Here is a 24,361-nt window from a genome sequence, read left to right on the forward strand (position 1 = left end):
TGGCAGACGGGTGAAGATTTCAGGCGCTCAGTGGAAGGAAGACAACGTTCCTCAAGTGCTCCGACATCGCTGCGCTTATCTCAATGGTCAGTTCTCATCCTGAGTCTTGCAAGACTGGGATGCACCCCTCAAAAATAGACATTCTCAGGATTGTGGCTGACCACGTAGCCACACTCAAAGATTATGGTCGAAGCAGAATATCTAAGTTTGACTTGACATTATTCTTTTTGCTACCTCTAGTCGGTAGTTTCGTTCTAGTTTACTTTAATATCCAGTTGAACAAAGAACTCGTAAACTTGTTGATCACAGCTTTTTCTATCTTTGCTGGCTTACTGTTCAATCTTCAAGTCCTGATGTTTGATATTATTGGCAAAGTCTCAAACAAAGAGAATCTACCAAATGAAATGACCAGCAGGCAAAGTCTTCAAAGAAGGATTACGCTTTTGGAATATGTATCCATGAATATTTCATTTGAAATTCTAGTATCTATACTTGCAGTTCTTCTGCTCGCCATATCTACGTTGTCTTCGAATATTATTTTTCAGAAAACTTTCTCGGTCGTTGTTTTTTATTTGGTCGTTTTATTCTCATTGACTCTAGCAATGGTTCTAAAGAGAGTACATACTTTACTGAGTGACGAAATTAAGATCCAAAAGAGTATAATTAATGGCAATTAAACGGATTGCTCGCCAGTGACCGTTACCAATGAATCTATCGCTGACGATATGTCTGATTATCTAACCGCTTAATAGACTTACTACAGCTAATAATCGTCAAGCAGTACGCTTCTTCTTGCCTTGTTGTCGAGGACCAAAGCGTGCAGTCATCATCCTCTCCAGAGCTTCATAATTAGACTCTTCACCTTGAAATTTTGTTGGCTCTGCACTGGTTTCAACTTTTCGGCTTTTTGGTTCCTGCACCTGATTGGCTAGCCTCGGCTTAACTGCTGCAAGTTGATCAGCAAAGCTCTCGCCAGAACTCTTAGCACAGTTCTTCTCTTTTTCTGCTGAAGTCAAACGCTCCCTCGCCCTTTGCAGCCTCGTGTTGAGGGCTTTGTTTTCCTTCGCCAGAGCCTCTATCTCGTTTTCTAGGTCTACAATTCTTTGCTTGGCCTGGCTTAAATTTTCTTGTAAATTTTTCCTCTGCTGCAAGGCAAGTTTGGCCTTTTCCTCAGCCTCACGTCGTTTCGTAATTTCTTTATTTAGCTGAGCTTCAGCCCTTGCCATACCCTTCTCGACGAGCTTCAGCCTTTCCTGCTGATTTTTCCTTACTGCCCCCTTAGACGGTTTACTGCTTACGTCTGTATTTACATATTTACAGTAGAGTTCCAAAAATCATCTTTCCGCTCATCTTCATCTTCCATACAAGAGACATAGCCCATAGAAGTTCTCCGTATGCCGTAAAGGCTGGTAAAAATCGTTACACCAGTATACGTGCATAACATAGGTTCTTGGGTTCGGTAAACAATACCTGTAGCTACTTATTTTCCCTAATTGCAGTAGTCATGTTGTGGCAAGGCGCTGACTAGTAAAGCTGCCCTCTCTAGCAGCTCAGCCAGCGGAGGAGCCCCAAGCGTCTGCTTCGCTTGGTATTCCTGGCTCGGTAGGTAATGCCCAGCCGCAATATCCTGAGCCTGCAGCTACACCACTTCCCCACCCGTGTAGCAGTGCAGTCAATCTGCCAGATTAGCCCGTAAGGGCGGTTCCATACAACACTTGCTAAAGGGAGCAGTACATTAGCCGCTTCATCAGCCATTGGAACCATTGCCCAGACAATAAGGTGCGCTTGCCAAAGTCTCAAACGTGTAGGATATTGCCCTGGTGTAGGGTTCAAAAAATGACGTGTATGGCATTGTGTAGCGCTGAATGCCCCGTAGTGTAGGACTTCTAGTTTGATGTATGATTCTGCCTATAAGTGGCTAACCCAAAAGCTTTAAGAATCATGAAAATTCAATTGGGTACGATTTGGGTATTCAATTCAATACGAGTTTTCTGAAAAGCCTCTACAGTAAGGCTTTTGGCTGCTTAGACCCCCACCTTGACATCGTGGGGGTCACTGGTTCGAGTCCAGTTACGTCCATCCCTCGCAAACTAACACAGGTTGAGCAGGCTTTCGACCGCGGGCACCGCATGGGCCCAGGTTAGCTCGTAGCTAAATTCAAACAGCGGCTCCTGCCGCAAAATAGTCACGCCTGGATAGCTCAGCCCCGGCACCACCGGAGCGTTGCCAACGCCGACGCCGCCTGCGACCATCGCCAGAGCTTCGGCCATGGTCGAGACATCGACGGCGATCGCGGGCTCAAAGCCTGCCTCAGCGGTGTAGCGCTGGTAGTGGTCGTAGATAATGGGCTGGCGATCGCGATCGGGCAGAATAATTGGGTAGCCCTTCAGATCGGCCCAGCTGACCGGCTCTTTTTGCTCTAGGGGGTGACCGGCCTGCACCATTACCGCCATCGGCACAGTCCCCAGAGGGCGACGGTGCAGCCCAGTGGGGATAGCAACGGTCCAGGCGATCGCCGCGTCGATCTCCCCGTCTGATAGCGCGGCCCCAATGTCTCGCTCGTCAATGCGCCGCAGCGCCACCCGCGTTTCGGGGTGAGCCCGCTTAAATTTAGCAATCAGCGCGCCCACCGGGGGCTGTTCTGTGCCAATCACCATCCCCACCGTTAGCGAGTCGATGCCGTCAACCGCCCCGGCCCGCGCGGCCCGCACCGCCATATCGGCATAGGCCACCGCCTTTCTGGCCGAGTCGAGAAACCCCCGCCCGGCGCTGGTTAGCGAAACCTCGCGGGAGGTGCGGTTGAGCAGCTTTACCCCCAGATCGGCCTCTAGCTCGCTCAGCAGACGACTCATGGCTGGCTGCGAGATGCCGCACTGGTGGGCCGCTCGCCCGAAGTGCAGCTCCTCAGCCAGCACGATAAATGCGCTCAGCGTTTTTAAATTCATTGATATCAAAACTGGTATGCCTCGATGAATATTCTATATTTGTTTTCTTATTAATATCATGCTAATTATTAATAAACCGGGCTGCGATACAGATTTTGATAAGGGTGCTGGGCTCGCCGCCTGGATAGATAACTTAGACTCGCTGAGACAGAACTATGCCGGAGCCTAACTTCACCCCGACATCTTTTGAGCTGTTAGAGGGGCTGGCCGCTAATAACGAAAAAGCCTGGTACGATGCCCACCGCGATGACTTTGAGACCCACGTCAGAAAGCCTTTCGCCCTGGCGCTAGAACTGGCTACAGAACGTTTGGCCGAGACCCATGTACCGCTGGCGGGCGGCCCCAAGACGATGTTTCGCCAGAACCGCGACGTGCGCTTTTCTAAAGACAAGTCGCCCTACAGCACCCACGTGAGCGGTGTGCTCACTCCCTCGGGCACCAAAGCAGAAAAACAGGGGCTACTCTACCTGCAGCTAGACAGCTTGGGAGGGCTAATTGCCTGTGGTTTCTATCAGTTAAAAGCGGCAGAACTGGGGACTATTCGCGATCGCATTATCGATGAGCCTGAGACATTTGCCCATGTGCTAAAGGATCTAGAGGCGGCAGGATTGTCGCTCAGCGATGAGGACAAGCTGAAGAGTATGCCCCGGGGTTATGAAGCCCACAGCGACCATGACTACGCCGAATATTTGAAACTCAAAAGCTTTATCACCCAAATTCGTCTCGGCAGGGGTGCCTGGCTCGATGGCGACATTGTCGATTGCATGGTTGAGTACGCCAAAAACTGTGCTTCTCTACTGGAATTTGGGTGCGCCTCAGAAGACGATTAAAGTGACGGCAAAGCAATGGGTTGATTTCGAAGCGTAATGGCTAGTGGTCTATCAAAACTAAGTTGTAGGCGACGCGCTAGCAGAACCCAACAAGGTTGACGGCTGTTGGGTTCCACTTCGTTCCACCCAACCTACGAGAACTGCGGCGAAGAACATTTTAACACATGATTAAGACTGAAAACTTTGAGCAGGTTGAGGTGACATCGGCCCAGCAATTGCGGGACTGGCTGGAGGCTAACCACAGCCAAAACGAGAGCATTTGGCTCGTCACCTACAAAAAACACGTGGGCGAAAAATATGTTTCCGTGCAAGACATTCTCGATGAGGTGCTCTGCTTTGGCTGGGTGGACGGCATTCGCCGTCAGCTTGATGAGGATAGAACCATGCAAATGATCTCACCCAGGCAGGCGCAGCACTGGGCCAAAAGCTACAAAGACCGCGTAGCCAAATTGACCGCAGCAGGGCGAATGCACCCGGCGGGTTTAGAGGCGATCGCGGCCTCAAAACGCAGCGGTCTGTGGAATTTTATGGACGATGTTGACGCGCTGATTATGCCTGAGGATCTGATCGAAGCGTTAGACAAGCATCCACCCGCCCGCGAGAATTTTGAAAACTTTGCCAAGTCCAATCGGCGCAACGTGCTGCGCTGGATCAAGCTGGCAAAGACCCCTATGACCCGCGCCAAACGGATTGAGAAGACGGCGGTTTTGGCGGCCAAAAATCAGAAAGTTCCTCAGACCTAGCGGGTGTTTGGCAATGTTTCTCTAATGGTGGGCAGTGCCCACCCCACCACCTAAATCCATTCCCCGTAGGGTGGGCACCGCCCACCATTTCCCATAGCCAAAGTATTTTTCCCTGCTTACTACCCCCCTCTTGCCTCGTTCACGCTATTCCTTCGCCACCCCAAAACCTAACCCCAAGCAACCTCAATGTCTGACTACTCTTTGCCAGAAGAAACAATCGATTCAGCCGTTCTGACCAGCGCGTCAAACCACCACAACCGATACCTCAAACGTGGGTGGTTGATTGGGCTGGGGGCCACCGGGCTGCTCTTAGCGATCGCCACGCCAATGCTCCAGTCGCGTCTGGGCGCGCAGGATGCCGAGACTGTGGAGGCCAGCGCAGTTAACGTTTTGGCGGTCGAAACCCTGACGGTAGAAGCCGTGAACAGTTACGACGTGGCCCGCGCCTACACCGGAGAAATTGCCGCCCTGCGCAGCAGCGATTTGGGCTTTAATCGCAGCGGTGAATTAGTGGAGGTGCTAGTGGCGGAGGGCGATCGCGTTTCTGCTGGCCAGGCCCTGGCCCGGCTCGACACCCAGAGCTTGCTCACCCAGCGCCGCCAGCTCGAAGCCCAGCTGGCCCAGGCCCAGGCGCAGCTGCTAGAGCTAGAGCGCGGTGCCCGCCAGGAAGTCATTGCCGTGGCCCAGGCTCAGGTGCGCGACGTGGAAAATCAGCTCGCCCTGCAGCGTCAGCAGCAAGAACGGCGCGAATTTCTCTACGAGCGGGGGGCCATTTCTAAAGAGCAGCTTGACGAGTTTTCCTTTGGGGCCGAGGCTCTGGCGGCGCGCCGCGACAGTGCTCAAAGTAGCCTCAACGAGCTGCTCAACGGCACCCGCCCAGAGCAGGTGGCGGCCCAGCAGGCCGTGGTGCAGCAGCTCGAAGCTAGCATTGCTAGCTTGGCTGTCGACCTGAACAAAAGCACCCTCAAAGCACCTTTCGCTGGCATTGTCTCGGCCCAGCCGGTCGATGAGGGCGCTGTAGTCGGGGCCGGGCAGATGGTGGTGCGGCTGGTGGAAAGCGTTGCCCCCGAAGCCCGAATTGGTATGCCCACCAGTGCCGCCAGCCGCCTGCAAAAGGGTGACACAGTAACGATAAACCTGGAGACAGAGCGCTACAGCGCCACCGTCAAAGCCCTGCTGCCAGAAATTGACCCCGACACCCGCACCCAGATCGTCGTCTTTCAGCTAGAGCCGGAGGCGATCGGTCGCCTCAACCCCGGCCAAACCGCTCGGGTAGAGCTGAGCGAAACGCTGCCCACCAGTGGCCTGTGGCTGCCCACCGAGGCGCTAACCCAGGACCTGCGCGGCCTGTGGAGCGCCTACGCAGTCGTTCCCGCCGAGCCCGCCCCTGAACCAGACGGCGAAGCCTACCAGGTACAGCCCAAAGCCGTCGAAATTTTGCACCAGGAAAGCGATCGCGTTTTGGTTCAGGGAGCGCTGCAAGCGGGCGATCGCATCGTCGCCAGCGGCGTTCATCGCCTGGTGCCAGGCCAACAAGTACGACCCATTGAATAATTTTGGATTTTAGACTTGGGGATTTTGGATTGGGGATTGCCGTCGCAAATCCAAAATCTAAAATCCAAAATTCTCCCTCCCCTTTCTCCCTATGGGAGACGCTAGCGCGAACGACTTCGCTCAGGGATCGTCACTCGCCTACCCATCCACCCACCTACCCCTATGGTTCGCCCTTTCTTCACCAACCTTCGCCTCCTCATCCTCACCATCATCCTGATTCTGGCCGGGGGGCTGTCGGCCTACCAGTCGCTGCCCCGGCAGGAAGATCCGCAGCTGGTGTCGCGGGTGGCGGTGATTACCACCGCCTTCCCTGGGGCCAGTGCTGAGCGCGTCGAGGCACTGGTCACCACGGTGCTGGAGGAGGAACTGGCAGAAATTGATGCGATCAAAATTCTCGAATCTGACTCGCGGGTGGGGTTTTCGTCGGTTTCGGTGGAGCTGGTAGATGCTGTCAAAAATACCGCTCCGGTGTGGTCGCGGGTGCGGGATGAGATGGATGCGGCGGCGACACGGTTTCCGGTGGGGGCAGCGGCCCCGGAGCTGTCGGAGGTGTTGATTAAGGCCTACACCCTGGTCGCCTCGGTGACTTGGAACCTGCCGGTCGAGCCCAACTACGCCTTGCTGCGCCGCTATGCCGAGGAGCTGGGAATGACCCTGCGCGGCCTGGACGGCACCGAGGAGGTCGATTTCTTTGGTAGCCCCGACGAAGAAATTTTGGTGGAAATCAGCGCGCCGGAGCTGGTGGGCGTGGGGCTGTCGGCCCAGGAGCTGGCCAACCAGGTTGCGCTCAACGATGCCAAGGGCAGCGCCGGGCAGCTGCGCACCGCAGAGCAAACGCTGGCGATCGAGGTGGAGAACAGCCTGGAGACGACCGAGCAGATTCGCCAGATTCCCATTCGCACCAGCGGCGGGCAGTTCACGCGGCTGAGCGACATCGCCAGCGTCAGCCGGGGGGTGCGCTTTCCGCTCAGCGACCAGGCCATTGTCGGCGGCAAACCGGCGGTGGTGGTGGGGGTCATGATGCAGTCGGGGCAGCGCATTGACCAGTGGGGGGCCAGGGCCCAGGCGGCGATCGCAGACTTTCGCGATCGCCTCTCCGACGGCATTACCCTCGACGTCATCTTTGACCAGAGCGGCTATGTGGAAGCGCGGATCGGCACGCTGATGGTCAACCTGGTGCTGGGGGCGCTGCTGGTGGTGGGCGTTACCCTGGTGGCGATGGGCTGGCGATCGGCGCTGGTGGTAGGTTCGGCGCTGCCCCTGAGCGTGTTTGCCGTCTTTATTTGGATGACGGTGCTGGGGGTGCCCATTCACCAGATGTCGGTGACGGGGCTGATTATCGCCCTGGGGCTGCTGATCGACAACGCGATCGTCGTAGTAGACGAGATTCAGGCCGACATTCAGGCCGGGGCCGACCCGCTGCACGCGGCCACCAAAACGGTGAACTACCTGAAGGTGCCGCTGCTGGCCTCAACGGTGACCACGGTGCTCACGTTCTTGCCCATCTACCTACTGCCCGGTGCCGCCGGAGAGTTTGTCGGCACCATTGCCCTGGGGGTGATTTTGGCGCTGATTTCATCCCTGGCGATTTCGCTGACGCTGATTGCCGCCCTGGCGGCGCGAGGGCTGAGCCAGAAGTCACAGCCGCGAGAACCGCAGGGGTGGGGGGGACGAATGCTTAGATGGCTGAATAAACCAGGGGCCTGGTGGCACGAGGGGTTGTCGCTGCCCGCCCTGGCCAGCCCCTACCGCTGGTCGATCGCCCGCATGACCGCCCGCCCGCTGCTGGCGATCGCCCTGGTGCTGGCCATTCCCCTGGTGGGCTTTATCGCCGCTGGCACCTTAGAAAATCAGTTCTTTCCGCTGATCGACCGCGACCAGTTTCAGGTCGAGCTTGAGTTTGCCCCCCAGACCTCCATCGAGCAAACCCGCGATCGCGTGCTGGAGGCCCGCGAAGCCATACTGGCCCACGACAACGTGCAGGAGGTCTACTGGTTTGTGGGCGAGAGCGCCCCACGGTTTTACTACAACCTCCAAGGGGCACGCCAGAACCAGCCCTACTACGCCCAGGCCATGGTGCAGCTCAAGTCGAAAGAGGGTGTAGAACCACTGGTGCGCACGCTGCAAACCGAGCTGAGTGACCTGTTCCCCACCGCCCGTGTGATTGTGCAGAAATTTCAGCAGGGGCCGCCCTTCGACGCCCCGGTAGAAATGCGCATCTACGGCCCTAACCTGGATGAGCTGCGCCGCCTGGGCATGGAGGTGCGCGCCCTGCTGACTACGATCCCCGACGTGGTGCAGGTGCGCGATAGCCTGAGCGAAGGCCGTCCCAAGCTGGGGCTCAGCCTCGACCCCGAGCAGGTGCGCCAGGCTGGGCTGACCAACACCGCGATCGCCCAGCAGCTCGACGCCTACTCGGAGGGCGTGACCGGCGGAGCCATTCTAGAGTCAACCGAAAACCTGCCCGTGCGGGTGCGGCTGGCCGAAGGCGATCGCGCTAGCCTCGATGCCCTAGCCAGTCTCGATCTGAGTTCGGCCCAGACCCCCGGCTCGCCGCCCACCTCGGCCCTGGGAGACTTTCAGCTGGTGCCCCAGCGGGCCAGCATTGCCCGCCGCCACGAGCAGCGGGTCAATACTGTGCAGGCCTTTATCACCGCTGGCACCCTGCCCAGCACGGTGCTGAATGCCCTCCAGCAGCAGCTTGAGGCGGCTGACTTTGAGCTGCCCCCCGGCTACCGCTACGAGTTTGGCGGCGAGGCCGAGCAGCAAGACACCGCCATGGGCAATCTGCTGCTGTTTTTGCCCATTCTGCTGCTGGGTATGGTGGCGGCTCTGGTGCTGTCGCTGGGGTCGTTTCGGCAGGCGGGCATTATGGCGGTGGTGGCGGTGGGCTCCATCGGTATGGCGCTGCTGTCGCTGAAGGTGTTTGGCTCAGTGCTGGGCTTTATGGCGATCGTCGGCACCATGGGGCTGATCGGCGTTGCCCTCAACGACTCGATTGTGGTGCTCTCGGCCCTCAACGAAGACCCCTCGGCCAGCCAGGGCGACCCCAGGGCGGTGCAGCAGGTCGTGGTCAAAGCCACCCGGCACGTCCTCACCACCACGGCCACCACCATCATTGGCTTTGTGCCGCTGCTGGCCGAGGGCGACCCCTTCTGGCGACCGCTGGCGATCGCCATTGCGGGCGGCATTGCGGGCGCAACGCTGATGGCGCTCTACTTTGTGCCCGCCGCCTACCTGCTGATGAAACGCAACCAGGCCACCCCCAGCCAGCCAGCCGTGGCACCTGTTCCAGCGGGGATTCACAGTCTGTAGCAAAATGCGCAGATTTATCCCAAAAAATAGCCGCTCCCTGAGCGAAGTCGAAGGGAACGGCTATGGCTGTTTTTATTGGCGAGGGTGCTGCACCAGCGGCATGGACGATTGGTGTTACCAGCTGCCCGAAGCGCCGCCGCCCGAAGAACTCCCGCCGCCGCCCCCGCCCGAGCTACTGCTGGAACTGGGGGGAGTTTTTCGGGGAATTATGCGGGTGTAGTGGTGAGTGCGATCGCAGAACTGGCAGGCTTCGCTGACCTCCGCCGTGCCCGTGCTGTGGTAGGTAGGGGAAACCAGGGTGCGAGTGCTGACCTTCATGGTTTTGTGGCGGCAGCCGGGGCATTTTTGGTAGCCCGAACCAAAACTGCCGTAGTCAAAAACCTCGTGGTGGCCGCAGCTGCCGCAGAGCCAAACGTCGTAGTCTACTGACTTGATCGACTCTTCGGTGCGCTGACCGGCGCTGAGGTAGCGATCGTCGGCCTGTTCGTCGAGCCGCTCCATCTCAACCTGGCACTGGGGGCAGGTGCGCTTGCGGTAGCGTTTCCAGTGCCCCAGAGCAAAGAGGCTCGAAACGGCCCCAACGCCGCCCGCCGCCAAACCGCCCCCAATCGCCACCTCGGGCGAAACCCAATCGGCTACGGCAGGTGGCACAACGGACAGCAGCGGGTTGACCGCTGGCGGCTGGCTGGGGTCAAAGTTTTCGACAATTTCGTTGACGCCGATCGCGGTGCCCAGGCCAATATTGCCCTGCCTGAACTGGGGCAAAATGGCGTCGTCGATAATGGCCTGGGCCACCCGGTCGTAGCTGCGGTCATAGCCGCTGCCCAGCTCAATGCGCACCTTGCGATCGCCGGGGGCCACCAGCAGCAAAATGCCGTCGTCGCGAGCGGCATCGCCAATGCCCCAGGTGTTAAACAGGTTGGTGGCAAAGGGCTCGATCGCGGCGTCGCCCGTGCCGTAGTCGTAGATCGAGTTCACCGTCAGCAGCACCGCGTGAACCCCAGTGCGATTGCGAAACTGTTCTAGCTGGGCTCTGACCTGGCTCTTTTCGCTGGCGCTCAGCACCTGGCCGTAATCGTTAACGTAGGCATCTAAAAAGGCTGGGTAGGCGGCCTGGGCAGGCCCCGCGAACGTCGGAAGTAAGAGGGCGATCGCGCTGACCACCCCCAACAACCAATAGCGCGATCGGCCCAGCCCTGAGCTCCAAAGCGAGCGGCCAGCGACAGACTTGATACACATACCAGGGTGCTCAGTGAACGACTGGTTCCAGCATTCCCCGGCTGGCGCGGCGGCTGTCAACGCGAAACGTATCGTTATTGGCCTTTGCTGTGTTGGCCCTCTACCGTGGGAGTTAGCTGGGCGATCGCAGTCTACCTCCCGCTCCGGTTCCCTTCCGCTGAAGATGGGGCTATGGTAAAGCTAGACACCTGTTGCCCCAATGCTGCAAATCACGCCCCGTACCGCCATACCCCTCAGCGACATTGAGCTGAGTGCCGTTCGCTCCCAGGGGGCGGGGGGCCAAAACGTGAATAAGGTAGCCACCGCCATTCACCTGCGGTTCGATATCAACGCCTCCTCTCTGTCGCCGCTTTACAAAGAGCGCCTGCTGGCCCTCAACGACAGCTGCATCACCCAGGATGGCGTGATCGTCATCAAAGCCCAGCAGCACCGCACCCAGGAGCAAAACAAAGAAGACGCCCTCAACCGCCTCAAAGCGCTAATCAAAAGCGTCACTGTTACCCCAAAAAAGCGCAAACCGACAAAGCCGTCTAAAAGCGCTCAGAAAAAGCGGCTCGATAGCAAAACCAAGCGCAGCCAGATCAAAGCCCAGCGCGGCAACGTGCGGGATTAGGGTTCAGCCCAGGCCATCAACAGTAGAGTGGGCACTGCCCACCAGCCAAGAATTTAGCCTTAACACCAGGCTCAACTCATACAACCCCGATTTGCAAACGGTCAAACCATGCATAGTGCCAAGGGCGTGGCTTTACCGACGCGACCACAACCTTGCCCAGCAAAAACGATTGCCCTCATCAGTCGCAATGCACTACCTGAAAAATTGCGGTTAGCCCAGGAGGATTCGTTAAAAAGCCAACCTCGACGGTGTGTTGGGCGGGTGTAGCTTTGATGGCAAAGGCAATAGTCGCTGGCGGAGCAGGGCAGACGCAAAAAAAGGCGGATAGCACTTACGCTATCCGCCTTTCTAGCTAGCCAGAGCAAAGCCGTGGGCTAGGTGGCCCGATTAGCTGTTCGAGCCGGGCTCAGAGAACTCAGCATCGATCACATCGTCGCCGCCACCGGAGCTATCGCCGGGGGTAGCATCGGCACCGGGAGCGGCACCCTCGGCATCGCCACCGGCCTGCTGGTACAGGTTGGTGCTGATGCTGTACAGGGTTTGCTGCAGCTCGCCCGTGAGGGTTTTGATGGTGTCAAAGTCCTCAGCGGCGATCGCATCGCGCAGAGACTTGATCTGGCCCTCGGCTTTCTCTTTGTCGGCGGCGGGCACCTTGTCGCCCATGTCGCTCAGCTGCTTCTCGGCCTGGTAGGCCAGCGAGTCAGCCTGGTTCTTGAGGTCGATGTGCTCACGACGCTCTTTGTCAGCGGCGGCGTTGGCTTCGGCATCTTTCACCATGCGCTCGACCTCGTTCTCATCGAGGGTAGAGGCCCCAGAGATGGTGATGGTCTGCTCTTTGCCGGTGCCCTTGTCTTTAGCGGTGACATTCAGAATGCCGTTGGCATCGATGTCGAAAATCACTTCGATTTGGGGCACACCACGGGGAGCAGCCGGAATGCCAGAGAGCTGGAAGGTACCCAGGCTCTTGTTGTCGCTGGCCATTTCGCGCTCGCCCTGGAGCACTTTGATCTCCACGTTGGTCTGACCGTCTTGGGCGGTCGAGAACACCTCCGACTTCTTGGTGGGAATGGTGGTGTTGCGGGGGATCAGCTTGGTCATCACGCCGCCCAGGGTTTCGACACCCAGCGACAGGGGAGTGACATCGAGCAGCAGAATGTCTTTGACTTCACCTGCCAGTACGCCGCCCTGAATGGCCGCGCCCACAGCAACCACCTCGTCGGGGTTCACGGTTTCGTTGGGCTCTTTGTCGAGGGTGCGCTTGACTACATCCTTAATGGCCGGAATGCGGGTCGAACCACCCACCAGCACCACTTCGTCGATGGCGCTCTTGGCGATCTTGGCGTCTTTGAGCGCCTGCTCAACCGGAATGCGGCAGCGATCGATCAGATCGGCGCACAGCTCTTCAAACTTGGCCCGGGTCAGGGTCATCTCCAGGTGCTTGGGGCCGTCCTGGGTGGCGGTGATAAAGGGCAGGTTGATTTCGGCCTGGGTGACGCTGGAGAGCTCAATTTTGGCTTTCTCAGCGGCTTCGGTCAGGCGCTGTAGGGCCTGCTTGTCTTTGCGCAGGTCGATGCCTTCCATCTTTTGGAACTCAGCGGCCAGGTAGTCAACGATTTTCTTGTCGAAGTCGTCGCCGCCCAGGTGGGTGTCGCCAGAGGTAGCCAGCACCTCAAACACGCCGTCGCCTACTTCGAGAATGGAGACGTCGAAGGTTCCACCACCAAGGTCAAACACCAGGATGGTTTCATTGCTCTTGCGATCGAGACCGTAGGCCAGCGACGCGGCGGTAGGCTCGTTGATGATGCGCAGCACTTCGAGGCCAGCGATTTTACCGGCGTCTTTGGTGGCCTGGCGCTGGGAGTCGTTGAAGTAAGCAGGTACCGTAATTACGGCCTGGGTCACTTTTTCGCCCAGGTACTTGCCGGCATCGTCGGCCAGCTTGCGCAGAATCTGGGCCGAAATTTCTTCAGGCGAGAACTGCTGACCCGCTTGGGGACACTCAATTTTGACGTTGTTGCCCACGTTCGTCACTTTGTAGGCGACTTCGGTAGACTCGGTTTTGACCTCGTCGAAGCGACGGCCAATAAAGCGCTTGACTGAATAAAAGGTGTTTTCGGTGTTCATGACCGCCTGGCGCTTGGCAATCTGACCCACCAGGCGATCGCCGTTTTTGGCGTAGGCCACTACCGAGGGAGTGGTGCGAAAGCCTTCAGCGTTGGCGATAACGGTAGGTTTGCCCCCTTCCATGACGGCAACCACAGAGTTGGTAGTTCCTAAGTCAATTCCGACTACTTTACCCATGTTTTCTTTCTTTACTCCGGCTTGACAGCTATATCTATAGTGCTTGCAAAGCCTCTTTCTCTGAAGGAGGGGATACCGAACCGTGGAAGGCGGGGTGGAGTGGGGGGAGTGGGAGGGTGGATGGGTGGGCGGGTAAGGGACGAACTGAGCAGATCAATCGATCTGCGGGGGATGTTCGTCTAGTTTGACCCAAAGCCGTCTGACCCAGATGAGTTGGGGGCGATTTATTTTTAGAACAGCAATAGTTGCGCGGCCAATGGGCGTGTGTCCTATGACTTCGGTTGCATCTTCGCTCCAGCCGAAATGATCGTGCCAGTTTTGCTTTTGAGGATGAAAGAGGGCAACCTGGGCGTTAGTCTGTGGATCGAGGGCGGTTTGGCGAGTGGCCTTATACCGATTGCAGGATGGTCAGGAGAGACAAAGGTTGTCGAAACTCGTTGCTCCACCGGCTGAAACTGGCACGATGTGCTCAAATTCAAAGCTCAAATTCAAAGATCGTCGCTGTCAGTCTTTCTGCTGTGCGGCAGTAGGCGCAGCAGTGAGCAAAGCGCTGTCGAACCTGTTTTTGAAGACTGCTTGAAATGTATGCACTCACGAAGCCAACAGTTCCGTGCGGCCTAGCTGGTGGAGAGTGTAGCGCGACCTGGCTTTGAGAATATTGAGATGGTCAATGTGCTGCAAGAGTTGATCAAGTTGAGCCAGTTCTTCCTCTAAAAGCTGGCTTGCGGCATTGCGAGCCAACAGATCGTCTAACTCGGCCTGACTTGCTGGTGAGAGACTGCTCTCGGCAAGAGCTGCTAGTTCTTCAACGCTCAAGTTGATCAGCAGTTCAGGGTCATGATCGCCTGCCGTGAGCTGTTGATAGGTGCCTATATCTAACACCACGCCAACGCGATCGCCCGCTTCATTGGTGATGTATTGCACGTTTTGAGCCATGGCATTACCCCTGCCGCTTGAGCCGATTTTAGCGCGTCAGCATTGGGCAACCACTATTTCTTTTACATAGTAGATCTCTTGAAGACGCGGACAGCTATGTTACGCATAAGCTGTCGAGCAGCTAAATCGCATAATGGCTTCTGTGAAACCCATAACATAAGGCTTTCAGGGGTATTGTGCTAGTGCAGTTTGAATGCCTAACAGCTTACCCTAATTAACCTTAGTTTTTCCCTGGCGGGTCAGTAACCAGCGGTCAAAGGAGCGTTGGCTTTCACTGCTGCGTCGGCCAGCTAGCAGGCCTTCTATACCAATATGCTCGTCCAGGTCGGGCCATTCAATCGCGTAGCCATCACCCAGCAGTTGCCAATGGCTCCTTTCCTTAACGGTGCCGTGCAGCAGACGCGGATACCAGGTGAGGGGCACGGTCAGGCTCCGACCGTCGGCCAGTTCAACCATCAGCTTTTCGGAGTCTACAGAAACCGCTGCCGCAAGAGGTTCAGTCTCAAGGGTCAAAGTAGTCATGCCACGCCTCTAAAATCGCGTTTTGGTTAGCTTCAATGATCTTGGCAATCGTTGTGAGTTCGTGATCTTTGAAGCCTCGATTTTTCTCTAATCTAACCGGGCTGAGCCAGAACTTGGCGATCTGACGATCGCGCTTAGCGTGAACGTGGGCTGGTTCGCCTCGATCAGAGCTGAAGAAGATGAAACTATAGGGGCCAACCTGAAGCACTGTAGGCATAGCGGCAAATTAGACACACCCAAACGTTAATGCTGGTCAAACGTGAAAGGTTAACCTTTCACCAGGTTTTGCTTGCCTAAAGCGGTGAGGTGCAGGTTGGCGATCGCTCGTCTATAAATCACAACTAGCCCCTGCTCTGCCAAGCCCTCCAGCAATCGCTGGCGATCGTAGGCGGGCACCCGGCGGTGAATCTGGTCGGGGTGAATTCTGCCGCCCAGGCACGATCTGAGCACCAGCAGCTCGTCGGGGGTGACGGGCCACACCGACAGACTGAGCCTGAGCAGGGTTTTGCCCGTCAGCGTGAGGCCAAACTGGGCGATGTCGTGGTTGTAGTCAAGCCAGCCGCGATCGCGCAGGGTTTGGCAGGCCCGCTCTCGCTGGCGCAGCGAGCTTTTTTGCTCGATCGGCAGGGCGGTGAGAGCGATGCAGGTGCCGCCAGCGGCCTGGAGCTGCTGCAAAATCGCCAGCTCAAGAGAGGATGGGGCTAGAGAGGTTGTCTGGGTCGCACTCATCAGGGCCGAAAATGGTGGGGTTATCCTGAAACGATTGGCGTGGGGTGAAGTGTAATGGAAGGGGGCGGAACAATGGCGCGGAGCTGAACTCGGCCATTGTGCGCTAGTTCATAGTAACTAGTTTTACCATGCCGTCTGCATCTTACCCACTGTGACCGCTGCTGTGTCTTTGAATTCTCAAACCTACCTGGGGCACAACCAGGAAGCCTACCAGGAGCTGCGACTGGCTCTGCAACTCAACCTGCGACGGCAGCTGCTAATTGCCGTCTGCGACGATGTGGCCCTGCAAGAACAGCTGGCCCAGCGTCTGGAGGCCAACTTTAGCCCTCTGCCCGAGACGGTGCCTCTGGCCCCCGAGGTGAGGGCGCGGCAGTTTACCCTGGTAACGCTGCGACTGAGCGGCGATCGCCCCGACCTGGTGCGCGAGGTGCTGCTGTGGCTCAAGCAGCAGCGGCGGCTCCAGAGCAGCTTGCCGACCACGCCAGTGTTTCAAATTGTCGGGGTTGACCAGCTAACGCGCCAGTCGCCCACGGTGCAAAATCGGTTTTTGGCTTCGCTGATTCGCGTCGATGCCCTGCTGACCCAGCTCGACTGTCGGCTGCTGGTGTGGGTGCCGCGTCCCTGGCTGGGTAAAATTCGCCAGTCGGTGCCGGGGTTCTGGCGATCGCGCAGCGGCCTGTTTGAGTTTGTGGGTGAACCCAGCCCCCTGACAGCCCCGACCGCAGCCCCGGTGGCCAAGCGCGATGCAGCCCCAGCGACTGCCAGCCCAGCGACCGAGCCTCCCGGCCTCTGGCGGGTGCTGCGCGATGACCTCGCCACTTTCGAGCAGCCGATTCCGCCTACCGCAGCGGTCAAATCGCCCCCTCCTTCTCCCCAGCCAAAGCCTGCACAGCCGCCCGCTCAAAAGCCTGACTCCAAGCCAGCTGCACCCATCGATCTGCCTACGTTTTTAGATGCGGCGGCAGCCAGAGCGCTAGAGCCGACTCAGCCCGCTGATCAGCACGGGGGCCAAGAGCAGGGCGCAGGGCCGGGCATATTTTCAAGTGTGATTATGCCGCCTGTGGGCGCTACCGCCGCTGAAACCCTGGCGGCACTGCAGCGGGCCGAGCCCATTTTGCCTGCAACCGCCTCAACCGCCGCCGAGGCCGCCCCAGCCAGCCCCGACGAGCGGCGATCGCCCGATGCCCTGCAGCTGCCCCCAGACCTGGCTCAGGATGCCGAATTGGTTAACCTGTGGCGCTATGTTCAGGGTTTAGTTGACCAGCAGGCGGGGCCGTTGACCCTGGCGCGGGCCTACCTGGCCCTGGGTCAGATGGGGCGCGATCGCCTTGCGGTAGATGCTCCCGCCGCCAGCGTACTGGATTTTGCCATGGCGGTGTACGATCGCGCGATCGCAGGTCTGCCCGAGGGCAGCACCGACTGGTGCGACGCCCTCAACGACCTGGCCAGCCTCTACTGGCTCCAGGGTCAGCAGGCGGGCATGATCGACCCCGCCCCCTGGCTGCGGCGCAGCGCTCAAACCTACGAAAAAGCGCTCCAGGGCAGTCAGGGAACCATCCCGGCCGACACGCTGGGGCGAATTGCTGGCAACCTGGGCACGGTCTACGGGCTGCTGGCCAATCTGGAGGACCCATTACCCTGCCTGCAAAAATCGGTAACGGCCTATCAAACCGCTCTGGAGCACAGCCCGGCGGCACAATCGCCCATCGACTACGCCAACCTGCAAAACAGCCTGGGGGCGATTCACTGGCGGCTGGCCCAGCACGATGACCCCCAGCACCACCTACCCCTGGCGATCGCCGCCTACAGCGAGGCCCTGGCCCACCGCACCGCCCCCGAGGCCCCGCTCGAATACGCCATGATTCAAAACAACCTGGGCATTGCCTACTGGAGCCTGGCCCAGCACCAGCAGCCGATATTTTTGCTCGAACGGGCGATCGCCGCCTACCAGAGCGCCCTCCGGCACCGCACTGTCGAGGCCGCCCCGGCTGGCTGTGCCGCCACCGCCAACAACCTGGGCACCGCCTACTGGGATCTGGCTCAGCAGGTCGATCCGAAGGGCAAGAGCCAGCCTCAGGCACAGGACCATGACCAAAATTCAGGGAATGACCGCCTGACCGCCCTGCAACAGGCTGTTGCCGCCTACGAACTGGCTCTGATGGCGGCTGAAACCGCTCTGCGAGAGTCGCCTTCCCCCAACCTGGGGTTTGACCTTTGGGCCACCTGCCACAGCGCCGGAGTCGTCCACGACCAGCTCGCCCAGACCCTGCCTGAAACCCAGAACGAAGCCCGCGAGCATCATCTAGACGCGGCCCTGCGCCACTACCTGCTGGCCTACGAAGGCTGGCACGACAGCCCCCACCAGATGGAGGTGCTGATTACCGCTCTGGTTTACAACGCTCACCTCACCTTTGAAATTTTCGGTATTCCCGGTCAGCAGGCGGTGCTCTCGAAGCTGCCGGGTGAGCTGCTGCCTCAGGTGTTGCGGCGGCTTTAGGGGCGTAGATGGGTGGATGGGTGGGAGGGTGGATGGGTGGTGCTCCCTGAGCGAAGTCGAAGGGGTGGGTGCGTGAGTGCGTGGGTGCGTGAGCGGGTAGGGTGGGTTAGACCTCAAATTGACTTTGGGTGAGCCGATTCCCTCGGCTAGGGCCGTAACCCACCATTCAGGGAACGGGCTACCAAGCTAAAATCGCCAATCCAAAATCCAAAATCATTAAGTTCCGTCGCGTCTGGCTTCTCAAGGGCAAAGCCTTGCATAACAATGGGAGGCGTACTTAACGGTTTGCAACATCCCGCCAGAGCGCTGCTTTCGTCGGGGTGAAGGAAAGACTATGGCCTACTACTGGTTCAAAGCGTTTCACATTATTGGCGTGGTGGTGTGGTTTGCCGGGTTGTTTTACCTGGTGCGCCTGTTTATTTACCACGTTGAGGCCGAGGCGGAGCCAGAACCGGCCCAGAGCATTCTCAAGAAGCAGTACACCGTAATGGAGAAGCGCCTTTACGGCATTATTACGACCCCCGGTATGGTGGTGACGGTGGCGATGGCGGTGGGGCTGCTGGTGCAAATGCCGGAGTACCTCAAAGACGGCTGGATGCACGCCAAGCTCGGCCTGGTGGCCCTGCTGCTGGCGTACCACTTTTACTGCGGTCGGCTGATGCGGCGGCTGCATCGGGGTGAATGTCAGTGGTCGAGTCAACAGCTGCGGGCGCTCAACGAGGCCCCGACCCTGCTGCTGGTGGCGATCGTTATGCTGGTCATCTTTAAGAACAACTTCCCTACTGGGGTGACGACCTGGCTGATGGTGGGGCTGGTGGTGTTTATGGCCGCAACGATTCAGCTCTACGCCCGCAAGCGGCGGCTAGACAAAGAAAAAGAGGCTCTGAGTGCTGCCCCAGAGGCCCTGCAAAATTCCTGAATGTGTTAATCGTCCCTGGGCCAAGCCGGCAATGCTTGGATGCTAACCCAATGAGGGCCCATGAGGAAGATAAGATCAATGAGCAAATGGGAGCACTGGCTGTTGCCAGGGATATTAGCGGCTGTTGGGGTGCCTTTTTTAATTGCTGGGGGAGTTATTCGGATTGTCTTGCCCCGGACGATCGCTACTCATGCTCAGGAGGTGGCCCGACTGCCGGTAGCCACTGCCGATACGCTCAATGAGCGAGGGGCGCGGGTGCTGCTGGAGGGCTGGGTGAGCGATCGCACCGCCCCCAGCGATCGCCCGCCCCTGGTGGCCTACAAAGAGTACCAGCGGGTGCGCCGCGACGGCGAGTGGGAGTGGGACAACGTGCGCAGCTACACCCCTACCCTGTGGGTGCAAATTCCGGGGGGCGAGGTGGAGATTATGGCGGCGTACAGCCTGCGCTCGACGGCTTCCAAGGTAGAAGACGGTCGCAATCGCGTTTACGAAGGGTTTCAGGCTGAGGATCCGGTCTTGGTGTTGGGCACGCTGACTATCGCTGGCGACAGCCCCGTGGTAGGGGAGGCCCAAATCGGCTTTGAAACCAAGGCCGACTATCTAGTCACGCTAAACCGTGAACAGTTCACTGCGCGCTGGCTGGGGCTGCTGTTTCTGGTTTTGGGCAGCCTGCTCACCCTGGGGGCCGGGGTGACGGCCTACCTGATCTGGCGCGGGCACATCAACCTCTTTGCCGATTCCTAAAGCACGGAGGAGACGGGACCGGCGATCGCCGCTAAACTACACCAAATTTTTATCGGTGCAGCACCGCAGAAATGCCACATTAGGGCGTAATACCTTAACTCACCCTGGGGCTCGCTAATGCACAATCTGGAGCTGCTGCGATCGGGCCAGCTGAATGATGCTCGGCGGCTGGCTCTGGCCGCAGACCTGACCACCTTCCCCGAAGAAATTCTTGAGCTGGCCGATAGCCTCGAAATTCTCGATCTGTCTAACAACGCCCTCACCACCCTGCCCGACAGCTTTGCGAAGCTGCACAACCTGCGGGTCGTGTTTTTAAACAACAACTGCTTTGAGGCGGTGCCCGAGGTGCTGGCCCAGTGCCCCAGCCTCTCGATGATCGGCCTTAAGTCCAACCAGATTGCTACAGTGCCCGCCGAGGCGGTGCCGCCCCAAACCCGCTGGCTAATTTTGACCGACAACCGCCTGCGATCGCTGCCTGATGCGATCGGCCACCTGCCCCACCTGCAAAAGCTGATGCTGGCAGGCAATCGGCTGCAGGCCCTGCCCGAGACGATGGCCGCCTGTCAAAACTTAGAACTCATTCGCATTGCCGCCAACCAGCTTGACCATCTGCCCCCGTGGCTGCTCAGCCTGCCTCGACTGAGCTGGCTGGCCTACGCGGGCAACCCCTTCAGTCAGGGAGCGGCGGTTGGCTCAACCGTCCTACCGCAAATTCCCTGGGCCGATCTGAGCCTGGGGGAGGTACTGGGCCAGGGTGCCTCTGGCGTGATTTCGGGCGGGCTGTGGCGGCAGCCCCGGGGCCAGCTGCCGGTAGCGGTCAAGCTCTTCAAGGGAGCCATCACCAGCGACGGCCTGCCGGAGGACGAGCTGCGGGCCTGCATAGCAGCCGGATCGCACCCGCACCTGATTGGCCCCCTGGGGCAGGTGGTTCAGCATCCCGAACAAAGGCATGGCCTGGTGCTCCCCCTGGTGCCTGACACCTACCAGGTGCTGGGCGGCCCCCCCAGTCTGGAGAGCTGCACCCGCGATATCTACCCTGCCCATACCGAATTTGCGCTGGCGGTCGTCCTGGCGATCGCCCGTGGGGTGGCTGCCGCCGCCGCCCATCTGCACAGTCGGGGCATTCTCCACGGCGATTTGTACGCCCACAACACGCTGGTTAATCCGGCGGGAGACGCTCGCCTCAGCGATTTTGGGGCCGCCAGTTTTTATGACCCCGCCGATCGCGCTATAGCCCCAGCCCTGGAACGGCTAGAGGTGAGAGCCTTTGGCTGTCTGCTCGAAGATCTGTGCGATCGCTGCCCGTCTGCCCACCCTCTCCGTGCGCTCCAGCAGGCCTGCATGCAGCCCGACGTGCAGGCGCGCCCCAGTTTTGCAGAAATTTTGGCTGAGCTAGCGGCATTCACCGCCTAGGGCCGGGGGCAGAACCGCCGCCCTCGCTCGACGTGAGGGCGAGAACGTAGCGATCGCTACCTGAGCAAAAGCAGCCGCTGGGATAGTTGCCCCCACCTGCAAAAATGGGTATTCTCATGCCCAAGGCTTAGAAGCATAAGCTTAGGCAGCGAGGCTATGGGCCTGGCCATCGGTTGGCCGCACTGCAAGCATGGGTGCAAGTTTTGAACCATCTAAACGCTGCTGGTGAACACCAGCCCTCCGGCGGCCTGACGGCGCAGGTATTTTTGGCCTATGCTGCCGAAGACGGCCCTAAAGCCGCGCGGTACGGGTCGGTTTCCCCTGCCGCTACGCCCGCCGCCGCCACTATCAATGCCCTCAGTCAACTGCTGAGCGAGGCCCAGGTCGCCTACTGGGAATGCCCCCAGCCCTGGCCTAAGGCCGTTGACCCAGAGTCGGCCATATCTCGCGCTGCCGAATCGTGCGACAACTACCTGCTGGTGATCACGCCGCGTTCTTTGGCCGATGCGCTTTGCTTGCAGGGGCTGCTGTTTGCCATCAGCATGCACAAGCGGATTGTGCCGGTACTGGCTGAAACCGTACCGGCCAACCGCCTGCCCGAGCCGCTGCAGACCCTAGAGGCTATTGACCTGCGTGCCAGCCAGCCGCCGCTGGCTCAAACTGACGAGGGCCGTCAGCTGCTGCAAACGCTGCACCACCAGGCTAACCACTACCAGACGCACACCCAGCTGCTGGTCAAAGCCCTACACTGGGAGCGGCAGCGGCGCGACCCGGCCCTGCTGTTGCAGGGAAAAGAACTGGCCGCATACCAGCGCTGGCTAGCCGAGGCCAACCGGCGATCGCAGCCCCAGCCGATTCAGCTCCAAACCCTGTACGTGACCGAAAGTAACCGTCACTGGGGCGATCGCGGTAATGTTGTCACCCAGGGCGGTGGCTGGCTCAAGCGCTGGCTAGAGTAGCCGACCTAGCTAGAGGCGCTGGTGTAAAACCGCAGGGCAAAGCGCCAGAAGCGGTTCGCTACCACCAGCAGCACCAGCGCCAGCAGCGTCGAGGCCAGCAGCCATCCGCGCCCGCCCTGGCCCAGCATGGTCTGGGCCGGTACCGTGGTCAAAAACGCCACCGGCACCACAAAGGTAAAAAACACTCGATACGCCACTGGGTAGGCCGCGATCGGGAACCGTCCGGCCTCCAGCAGCCCCCGCAGTACCTCAGTGACGTTGTAGATTTTGACAAACCAGATGCTAGTCGCCCCCAGCATAAACCACAGGCTATAGAGGGTAATCGCCCCCAGGGCCAGGGGCACAATCGCCAGCCCGTAGTCGGCCCAGCCCAGCCCCAGACGACTGCCGCCGTAGCCAATCATCACCAGCCCAAAGGCCACGTCGGGCAGCCCCCAGGGCGAAATAATCCGGGTCGAAAGCCAAAACTGCGAGCTGATTGGCTTCAGCAGTACAAAATCGAGGGTGCCCTGCTGCACCTGGTTGACAATTTTGTTCAGGTTTGGAATCAGCACCATCGCTGAGAACCCCTGCAGCACGGTGAAGAGGCCCAGCACCAGCAGCGCCGCCTCCCAGCTCCAGCCCTCAAACTCGTAGCCGGTGCGGTAGAACAAGAACAGGCCAAACAAACTGCCCGCCAGCCCGCCTAGGCTAATCAGCGCGGTGACCAAAAAATTGAGCCGATACTCCAGCTCGGCAGCGATCGCCGTACTCCAGAACAGCCTCAGCACCTTCAGATAGCGTTCCATCAGGCCCCCATCCCCGAGTATTGCTTCAGCCCCTGTCGCCACAGCCAGCGGTTGAGCGCCCAAAACAGCGCCGACCACAGAATCATGGCCGCAAACCCCCGCACCACGTTCTCAGGCCGATTGATCAGCAGGCTGGCCGGAAAGTAAATCAGGTAGGGGAAGGGCGTCCACAGCACCACCTCGCGCACCGTATCGGGAAACAGCGACAGCGGGGCCACCATGCCCGACAGAAAGGTGTAGAGCAAAAACCAGAACTGCTCCAGGGCGCTGGCCCGCTCCGTCCAAAAGGCGGCCAGGGCAAAGGTGTACTGCATCAAAAACCGCAGGCAAAAGGCCAGCATAATGGCCAGCAGCCCCAGCAGCAGGTTGTCGAGCCGGGGCCACCAGGCAGCGTAGGGGTAGAGCAGCAAAAACAGCCCCACCAGCAAAAAGGCGAAGGGCAGGCGGGCAAACCGCTCCGATACGTGACTAAAGAAGTGCCGCCAGGCCGGGTCTACGGGCTGCAGCAGGTAGGGCGACAGCCTGCCCTCCACTACCTCGCGCTCAAACTCCCAGATCACCCAGACCACGGTAAACTGGCGCACCAAAAACACCGCCAGGAAGTACCGCACCAGATCCGTCGGGCTGAGGTTAAACTGGTCGCCCTGGGCTGCCTCCACCCACAGCCCCATCAAAATCAGCGGAAACGTGCCCGAGAGCACCCAAAACACCAGCTCAGCCCGGTATTCCACCATATAGGCGTAGTACACCGACAGCATGACGCGGGATATCTTTAGCGCTCGTTTCAGCATGGGAAATTTCCTACTGGCTTGATCCTACCAGGACGCCACGGATTACCTCTGAGGTTTGAGGAAGCGGCGGTCTGCCCTAGGGCATAAATATTCAAAGATTAATGTAATTGCAAAGGTGCCTTAACCTCTGGCGACCAAAGAAAGGGTATTCTTGAATAGTATTCGGTAACTTTAGATACAGAATTTTTGGGAATCATTATGATGTCTACTCAAGATCAGGCCCGTCGCCTTTTGGTCCGCAATCGTCAGCAGCAGCAGAACCGCCGCGCCACTATGCTAGGGCGCTCGACGGAAGAGGTGCTACCCCCCGAGACTCAGCGGTAGATCTGATACCAAACCTCACATCAATACCCCCGAGGGCGTAGCACGCTACGCCCTCGGGGGTATTGAGTTTTGACCGGAGTTTGCTGAATCAAATTTTGTCTGGCAGTCGGTTTTAAACCGCTAACTTAATCTGGCATTAACCCAGACCATGTCTCTGGCCGACATGATGAAACTTGAACCAATCCAGCATTTCTACAGA

23 protein-coding genes are annotated in these 24,361 nt (G+C 58.7%); 11 read left to right on the forward strand and 12 right to left on the reverse strand.

All coding sequences use genetic code 11. The features are described from left to right. Window positions 1–773 precede the first annotated feature (773 nt). Both ACQ4N7_RS00005 and ACQ4N7_RS00010 read right to left on the reverse strand, forming a co-directional pair. Window positions 774–1,331 (reverse strand): hypothetical protein, encoded by a 558-nt coding sequence (locus tag ACQ4N7_RS00005; protein WP_430709575.1) that lies wholly within the window; start codon window positions 1,329–1,331, stop codon window positions 774–776. 759 nt (window positions 1,332–2,090) lie between these two features. Continuing rightward, window positions 2,091–2,945 (reverse strand): LysR substrate-binding domain-containing protein, encoded by an 855-nt coding sequence (locus ACQ4N7_RS00010; protein WP_430709576.1) that lies wholly within the window; start codon window positions 2,943–2,945, stop codon window positions 2,091–2,093. Between the two features lie 155 nt (window positions 2,946–3,100). Between ACQ4N7_RS00010 and ACQ4N7_RS00015 the strand changes: the two genes are divergently transcribed. From ACQ4N7_RS00015 to ACQ4N7_RS00030, 4 genes are all read left to right on the forward strand, one after another. Next, window positions 3,101–3,775 (forward strand): DUF2461 domain-containing protein, encoded by a 675-nt coding sequence (locus tag ACQ4N7_RS00015; RefSeq protein ID WP_430709577.1) that lies wholly within the window; start codon window positions 3,101–3,103, stop codon window positions 3,773–3,775. Between the two features lie 164 nt (window positions 3,776–3,939). Then, the gene (locus ACQ4N7_RS00020; protein WP_430709578.1) at window positions 3,940–4,518 is read left to right on the forward strand and encodes a YdeI/OmpD-associated family protein; all 579 of its coding nucleotides are present in this window, start codon (window positions 3,940–3,942) and stop codon (window positions 4,516–4,518) included. Window positions 4,519–4,704: 186 nt separating this feature from the next. After that, a complete protein-coding gene (locus ACQ4N7_RS00025) occupies window positions 4,705–6,072 on the forward strand; it encodes an efflux RND transporter periplasmic adaptor subunit (RefSeq protein WP_430709579.1) in 1,368 nt (455 codons plus the stop codon). A gap of 162 nt (window positions 6,073–6,234) precedes the next feature. Then, on the forward strand, window positions 6,235–9,387 hold the full coding sequence (locus tag ACQ4N7_RS00030; RefSeq protein WP_430709580.1) for an efflux RND transporter permease subunit: 3,153 nt from the start codon (window positions 6,235–6,237) through the stop codon (window positions 9,385–9,387). Between the two features lie 114 nt (window positions 9,388–9,501). Here ACQ4N7_RS00030 and ACQ4N7_RS00035 read toward each other — a convergent pair whose 3' ends face one another. Beyond that, window positions 9,502–10,626, reverse strand: a complete 1,125-nt coding sequence (locus tag ACQ4N7_RS00035) for a TPM domain-containing protein (protein ID WP_430709581.1) — start codon at window positions 10,624–10,626, stop codon at window positions 9,502–9,504. 199 nt (window positions 10,627–10,825) lie between these two features. Here ACQ4N7_RS00035 and arfB point away from each other — a divergent pair, with 199 nt between their 5' ends. Further along, entirely contained in the window at window positions 10,826–11,239 is a 414-nt protein-coding gene (arfB, locus tag ACQ4N7_RS00040) for an alternative ribosome rescue aminoacyl-tRNA hydrolase ArfB (RefSeq protein ID WP_430709582.1), read from the forward strand. Between the two features lie 387 nt (window positions 11,240–11,626). Here the strand turns inward: arfB and dnaK are convergent, their stop codons facing one another. From dnaK to ACQ4N7_RS00070, 6 genes are all read right to left on the reverse strand, one after another. Continuing rightward, window positions 11,627–13,540, reverse strand: a complete 1,914-nt coding sequence (dnaK, locus tag ACQ4N7_RS00045; protein ID WP_430709583.1) for a molecular chaperone DnaK — start codon at window positions 13,538–13,540, stop codon at window positions 11,627–11,629. Window positions 13,541–13,948: 408 nt separating this feature from the next. Next, window positions 13,949–14,002, reverse strand: coding sequence for a hypothetical protein (locus ACQ4N7_RS00050; RefSeq protein ID WP_430710047.1), 54 nt, complete (start codon window positions 14,000–14,002; stop codon window positions 13,949–13,951). 129 nt (window positions 14,003–14,131) lie between these two features. Then, window positions 14,132–14,476 (reverse strand): hypothetical protein, encoded by a 345-nt coding sequence (locus ACQ4N7_RS00055; RefSeq protein WP_430709584.1) that lies wholly within the window; start codon window positions 14,474–14,476, stop codon window positions 14,132–14,134. Window positions 14,477–14,686: 210 nt separating this feature from the next. Beyond that, complete coding sequence (locus ACQ4N7_RS00060; RefSeq protein ID WP_430709585.1) at window positions 14,687–14,998, reverse strand: DUF2442 domain-containing protein; 312 nt, start codon at window positions 14,996–14,998, stop codon at window positions 14,687–14,689. Continuing rightward, a complete protein-coding gene (locus ACQ4N7_RS00065; RefSeq protein ID WP_430709586.1) occupies window positions 14,979–15,215 on the reverse strand; it encodes a DUF4160 domain-containing protein in 237 nt (78 codons plus the stop codon). The genes ACQ4N7_RS00060 and ACQ4N7_RS00065 overlap by 20 nt, the downstream gene beginning before the upstream one ends. Before the next feature lie 50 nt (window positions 15,216–15,265). Continuing rightward, window positions 15,266–15,727: a hypothetical protein gene (locus tag ACQ4N7_RS00070; protein WP_430709587.1), complete on the reverse strand. Its 462-nt coding sequence runs from the start codon at window positions 15,725–15,727 to the stop codon at window positions 15,266–15,268. Window positions 15,728–15,890: 163 nt separating this feature from the next. Between ACQ4N7_RS00070 and ACQ4N7_RS00075 the strand changes: the two genes are divergently transcribed. The 4 genes from ACQ4N7_RS00075 (at window position 15,891) to ACQ4N7_RS00090 (ending at window position 21,300) form a co-directional block, all read left to right on the forward strand. Continuing rightward, on the forward strand, window positions 15,891–18,224 hold the full coding sequence (locus ACQ4N7_RS00075) for a tetratricopeptide repeat protein (RefSeq protein WP_430709588.1): 2,334 nt from the start codon (window positions 15,891–15,893) through the stop codon (window positions 18,222–18,224). Between the two features lie 334 nt (window positions 18,225–18,558). Further along, complete coding sequence (gene hemJ / locus ACQ4N7_RS00080) at window positions 18,559–19,143, forward strand: protoporphyrinogen oxidase HemJ (protein ID WP_430709589.1); 585 nt, start codon at window positions 18,559–18,561, stop codon at window positions 19,141–19,143. Window positions 19,144–19,221: 78 nt separating this feature from the next. Continuing rightward, a complete protein-coding gene (locus ACQ4N7_RS00085) occupies window positions 19,222–19,887 on the forward strand; it encodes a hypothetical protein (RefSeq protein WP_430709590.1) in 666 nt (221 codons plus the stop codon). 117 nt (window positions 19,888–20,004) lie between these two features. Further along, complete coding sequence (locus ACQ4N7_RS00090) at window positions 20,005–21,300, forward strand: leucine-rich repeat-containing protein kinase family protein (RefSeq protein ID WP_430709591.1); 1,296 nt, start codon at window positions 20,005–20,007, stop codon at window positions 21,298–21,300. Here the strand turns inward: ACQ4N7_RS00090 and ACQ4N7_RS00095 are convergent. Next, window positions 21,290–21,418 (reverse strand): hypothetical protein, encoded by a 129-nt coding sequence (locus ACQ4N7_RS00095; protein ID WP_430709592.1) that lies wholly within the window; start codon window positions 21,416–21,418, stop codon window positions 21,290–21,292. The two genes, ACQ4N7_RS00090 and ACQ4N7_RS00095, sit on opposite strands and share 11 nt — an antisense overlap. Before the next feature lie 85 nt (window positions 21,419–21,503). Between ACQ4N7_RS00095 and ACQ4N7_RS00100 the strand changes: the two genes are divergently transcribed. Then, on the forward strand, window positions 21,504–22,259 hold the full coding sequence (locus ACQ4N7_RS00100) for a toll/interleukin-1 receptor domain-containing protein (RefSeq protein ID WP_430709593.1): 756 nt from the start codon (window positions 21,504–21,506) through the stop codon (window positions 22,257–22,259). A 5-nt stretch (window positions 22,260–22,264) separates the two neighbouring features. Here the strand turns inward: ACQ4N7_RS00100 and ACQ4N7_RS00105 are convergent, their stop codons facing one another. Both ACQ4N7_RS00105 and ACQ4N7_RS00110 read right to left on the reverse strand, forming a co-directional pair. Beyond that, window positions 22,265–23,047, reverse strand: a complete 783-nt coding sequence (locus tag ACQ4N7_RS00105) for an ABC transporter permease (RefSeq protein WP_430709594.1) — start codon at window positions 23,045–23,047, stop codon at window positions 22,265–22,267. Further along, a complete protein-coding gene (locus tag ACQ4N7_RS00110) occupies window positions 23,047–23,835 on the reverse strand; it encodes an ABC transporter permease (protein WP_430710048.1) in 789 nt (262 codons plus the stop codon). The genes ACQ4N7_RS00105 and ACQ4N7_RS00110 overlap by 1 nt, the downstream gene beginning before the upstream one ends. A 204-nt stretch (window positions 23,836–24,039) precedes the next feature. Between ACQ4N7_RS00110 and ACQ4N7_RS00115 the strand changes: the two genes are divergently transcribed. Then, the gene (locus ACQ4N7_RS00115; RefSeq protein ID WP_430709595.1) at window positions 24,040–24,162 is read left to right on the forward strand and encodes a hypothetical protein; all 123 of its coding nucleotides are present in this window, start codon (window positions 24,040–24,042) and stop codon (window positions 24,160–24,162) included. The last annotated feature ends 199 nt before the right edge of the window (window positions 24,163–24,361 follow it).

Origin of the sequence: Nodosilinea sp. AN01ver1 (assembly GCF_050565655.1) — a bacterium.
GTDB lineage: Bacteria > Cyanobacteriota > Cyanobacteriia > Phormidesmidales > Phormidesmidaceae > Nodosilinea.

Coding starts and splice junctions, on each gene's coding strand:
- ACQ4N7_RS00010 (WP_430709576.1), bottom strand. CDS start 2,945: ATGAATTTAAAAACGCTGAGCGCATTTATCGTGCTGGCTGAGGAGCTG.
- ACQ4N7_RS00015 (WP_430709577.1), top strand. CDS start 3,101: ATGCCGGAGCCTAACTTCACCCCGACATCTTTTGAGCTGTTAGAGGGG.
- ACQ4N7_RS00020 (WP_430709578.1), top strand. CDS start 3,940: ATGATTAAGACTGAAAACTTTGAGCAGGTTGAGGTGACATCGGCCCAG.
- ACQ4N7_RS00025 (WP_430709579.1), top strand. CDS start 4,705: ATGTCTGACTACTCTTTGCCAGAAGAAACAATCGATTCAGCCGTTCTG.
- ACQ4N7_RS00030 (WP_430709580.1), top strand. CDS start 6,235: ATGGTTCGCCCTTTCTTCACCAACCTTCGCCTCCTCATCCTCACCATC.
- ACQ4N7_RS00035 (WP_430709581.1), bottom strand. CDS start 10,626: ATGTGTATCAAGTCTGTCGCTGGCCGCTCGCTTTGGAGCTCAGGGCTG.
- arfB (WP_430709582.1), top strand. CDS start 10,826: ATGCTGCAAATCACGCCCCGTACCGCCATACCCCTCAGCGACATTGAG.
- dnaK (WP_430709583.1), bottom strand. CDS start 13,540: ATGGGTAAAGTAGTCGGAATTGACTTAGGAACTACCAACTCTGTGGTT.
- ACQ4N7_RS00055 (WP_430709584.1), bottom strand. CDS start 14,476: ATGGCTCAAAACGTGCAATACATCACCAATGAAGCGGGCGATCGCGTT.
- ACQ4N7_RS00060 (WP_430709585.1), bottom strand. CDS start 14,998: ATGACTACTTTGACCCTTGAGACTGAACCTCTTGCGGCAGCGGTTTCT.
- ACQ4N7_RS00065 (WP_430709586.1), bottom strand. CDS start 15,215: ATGCCTACAGTGCTTCAGGTTGGCCCCTATAGTTTCATCTTCTTCAGC.
- ACQ4N7_RS00070 (WP_430709587.1), bottom strand. CDS start 15,727: ATGAGTGCGACCCAGACAACCTCTCTAGCCCCATCCTCTCTTGAGCTG.
- hemJ (WP_430709589.1), top strand. CDS start 18,559: ATGGCCTACTACTGGTTCAAAGCGTTTCACATTATTGGCGTGGTGGTG.
- ACQ4N7_RS00085 (WP_430709590.1), top strand. CDS start 19,222: ATGAGCAAATGGGAGCACTGGCTGTTGCCAGGGATATTAGCGGCTGTT.
- ACQ4N7_RS00090 (WP_430709591.1), top strand. CDS start 20,005: ATGCACAATCTGGAGCTGCTGCGATCGGGCCAGCTGAATGATGCTCGG.
- ACQ4N7_RS00095 (WP_430709592.1), bottom strand. CDS start 21,418: ATGAGAATACCCATTTTTGCAGGTGGGGGCAACTATCCCAGCGGCTGC.
- ACQ4N7_RS00105 (WP_430709594.1), bottom strand. CDS start 23,047: ATGGAACGCTATCTGAAGGTGCTGAGGCTGTTCTGGAGTACGGCGATC.
- ACQ4N7_RS00115 (WP_430709595.1), top strand. CDS start 24,040: ATGTCTACTCAAGATCAGGCCCGTCGCCTTTTGGTCCGCAATCGTCAG.